This window comes from Kosakonia sp. HypNH10, from assembly GCF_029850615.1.
GTDB lineage: Bacteria > Pseudomonadota > Gammaproteobacteria > Enterobacterales > Enterobacteriaceae > Kosakonia > Kosakonia cowanii.
This window is the reverse complement of record NZ_JAOTIU010000018.1, coordinates 1-2,995: the sequence shown is the minus strand read 5'-3', so window position 1 is coordinate 2,995 and position 2,995 is coordinate 1. Positions and strand designations below refer to the sequence as shown.

3 protein-coding genes and 1 pseudogene are annotated in these 2,995 nt (G+C 43.7%); all 4 read right to left on the bottom strand.

Annotation, left to right across the window (positions count from 1 at the left end; genetic code table 11):
- Positions 1–173 precede the first annotated feature (173 nt).
- The gene (locus tag N7V53_RS22295) at positions 174–563 is read right to left on the bottom strand and encodes a hypothetical protein (protein WP_279794974.1); all 390 of its coding nucleotides are present in this window, start codon (positions 561–563) and stop codon (positions 174–176) included.
- Positions 560–1,481, bottom strand: a pseudogene (locus N7V53_RS22410) (polymorphic toxin type 30 domain-containing protein); the annotation flags it as partial. The pseudogene N7V53_RS22410 and the gene N7V53_RS22295, both read right to left, overlap by 4 nt.
- An 84-nt stretch (positions 1,482–1,565) precedes the next feature.
- Positions 1,566–2,192 carry a DUF1629 domain-containing protein gene (locus N7V53_RS22280; RefSeq protein ID WP_279794973.1) on the bottom strand — a complete coding sequence of 209 codons (627 nt, stop codon included), beginning with the start codon at positions 2,190–2,192 and terminating at the stop codon, positions 1,566–1,568.
- On the bottom strand, positions 2,189–2,995 hold an 807-nt coding region (locus tag N7V53_RS22275), incomplete at its 5' end, for an RHS repeat-associated core domain-containing protein (RefSeq protein ID WP_279794970.1). The genes N7V53_RS22280 and N7V53_RS22275, both read right to left, overlap by 4 nt.

Sequence of the window (2,995 nt, the reverse complement as noted above, 5' to 3'; positions counted from 1 at the left end):
TTGAACTCCGCGTCGCCGTCAATTTTTTAGAAAAAATCAAAAAAATTAATTATGCAGTCATTTTCAGTATTTATGTTTAGTAAATGAATCTAATAACAACAATCTTTATTTATAACAGTATGATTATTTCAGCAATAAAATGAGATCCACCGCTCTTGCTGAAATTCACATTATTATTTCACCCAACTAGCTAGTCTCTCACCATATTTTAAATCTTCTCTTTTATAATAAAAAACAGTATCGAAATCGACCATCATCTTTTCAGCAACCACTTTGAATTTCAATTCAGAATCCGAATAAAACTCCAAAACAAATGTACCGGAGGAAATATCAACTTGAGTTAATAGTTTTATAAACCCCTCATCAAGATCGCTTGACCACTCCACAACACCGCTAATATAACTAGGATTATCTAAGATAATTTCTAAGGTATGGTAATAAGAAAAATCATCACTTGCTGTTATTATTAATTTGTTCCTCTCAAAAGAATACACTGCAAAATCTAACCATTTTTCTTTCCAGTTATGATTTTTTATAAGATTTATCATGTCTTTTTCATTCATGGGATTACTCCTGAAGGCAAAGGGATATGCGTGTCATTGGCAGCTTGAGGATTATAAGCGGGGCTATTTGGTTTGAGCTCTGACGTATGATACCAATTACCATCAGGGGCACCATATTCCCAACCATAGCCTTGATTAGTCACGGGGTTCACTCCCATCTGGCTTCTTCCCACCCTATATATAGGGCCATTAGCGGAATTGCTTCCTGCTGGCGCGTTGGTATTAACATCGTGAGCTCTTATTTCATATTTATAATTCCCTACTGAGAATTTTCTTTAAAGTTAATCGGATAATTACTGCCTGACATGCCTTGACGATGTAAAGCGTAATCAAATGCATCTTTTGGGGAAGCATTATTGATACGTCGGTAGGCTTGTGTTGCAGTCATGCCTTGGGAGCGATTGTATTTATACCAATTGTACATGCCGGAACATGCTGCCAATCCCAGCGGATCCACCCACCCCAGCGGATCAACCACATATGGGAAGGTATTGTAGTGAAGGCCCGTTTCACGGTCCAGGTACTGGCCCTGGAAGCGCAGGTTCTGCGGGGTGTCCCACTCGACAGGTGTGCTCTCCCCCAGGCCGTAGAGGCTCCACGCCAGACGGTGTCGCCGTTGCTGTCGGTCACGCTGTCCGGCAGGCTGTTCAGTTCCGTGGGGTACCAGAAGATGTCCGCGTGCTCACCGTGGCTGTCGACACGCGCCAGCGGTTCATAGCTGTTTTCGGTGTGGATATACTGCACCGCCGCGTCCGGGTGGCTGTCGCTGGTTTCGCCCACCATCTGCAGGCCGGACCAGGCGTACTGCGTGCGCTCAGGTTTACGGGCATGGCGTCGACACACCTGTTTCTCGGTGCGGCGGCCCAGCGCGTCGTAGCGGTATTCTGCTTTTGTGAACTTCGCTACATCCTTAAGTAAGGTTTTTTTGTTAACCAGCCATATTAAAAAAGTAAATAACACTGCTTATAATTAAAAAATTCTTTTAATTATAATTTCTAATATTCACCAACCAGCCCAAGCATCATATTTAAAACTTTCATCTATGGCTTTGAATTCAATACATTTCAACTTATAAATTTCAAATCTTTCTTTAAAAAGTTTAGAGCACACTGGCTTGGATAACTCTTGACAAAAGAAAAGGTTACTTTTTATTTCTTTTTTTACAATGAAAAGATCTATCTCGTCGTAGTAAGTTTTATCAAGGCCTCGTTCTTCCTTGTTATTTAAAAGACCCGAATCGACATCTCGAGAGATAGAATATCGAGAGTTGCTTTGTTCAAGTGCTTCAATATAGTCCATCAGAAAAAATAAATAATATTTTTTCTCAGGCTTTTTGTTCTTAAGAAGAGATATGTCAACTGGAATATGGAGATTGTTAGCAAAACATTCTTCACAAACTTTCATGAAATCAGATGACACCAAATTATCATTGATTAAATAATCACCATCGAGTTGGTTCGTGCTTGCTCTCAAACGATATAACGAAGAGAAGTCAGAGGCATTTGGGGGGGACATAAAGATATCATAATCCGGTAATTCCGGATCCCATACTTTATCCATAAAAAAAGGATTTCCAGCATTATCAGGCAAATACTCCATAACATAAAAATGTTCAGTTGTTTTATTCATAGCAATCTCCCCGTATTTGGATCAATTTTAAATATATCGGACTCAAGGCCTTTGCTTGCCCAAGCCTGAATATTTTCTATACTTAAAGCCAGTTGAGTATCACTCATTCTATTTGCCTGACTTGCTACTTGGGTTAACCTGCTCCTGACGGCAGCCGTATATTGATTATGATTAGACCAGTGCCCCGGAAGGCCTACATTATCTGCCAGCTCTCTTGAGCCTGGTAAGAAAATCCCATTTGAAGCTCCATCACCATTCCAGCCAATTTTTCGAAGCCTTTCAAAAATGGGTTTAAAGTTTTTATCCTTTATCAACTCTTCCGGGATAAGATGATGGTTAGCCATGCCATCACCGCTACGTGCCCCCATGTTACGACCCAACACGCAGCTACTAAGGCCCAACGGATCCACCCAACCCAGCGGATCAACCACATATGTATACGTATTCAGCCCGCCCAGTAGCCCTATCGGGTCCATCTGCGTGTAACACGCGCCCGCCGGGTCGTAGTAGCGGAAGGTGTTGTAATGCAGGCCGGTTTCACGGTCCAGGTACTGGCCCTGAAAGCGCAGGTTCTGCGGGGTGTCCCGGGTTACCGGTGTGCTCTCACGCAGGCTGCGGCCCCAGGCAGTGGAAGCGCCGCGCCAGACGGTGTCGCCGCTGCTGTCGGTCACGCTGTCCGGCAGGCCGTTCAGTTCCGTGTGGTACCAGAAGATGTCCGCATGCTCACCGTGGCTGTCGACGCGCGCCAGCGGTTCATAGCTGTTTTCGGTGTAGATATACTGCACCGCTGCGTCCGGGTGGCT

Excerpts from the sequence above, each read along its gene's own strand:
- N7V53_RS22295 (WP_279794974.1), bottom strand. The coding sequence starts at position 563 with ATGAATGAAAAAGACATGATAAATCTTATAAAAAATCATAACTGGAAA.
- N7V53_RS22280 (WP_279794973.1), bottom strand. The coding sequence starts at position 2,192 with ATGAATAAAACAACTGAACATTTTTATGTTATGGAGTATTTGCCTGAT.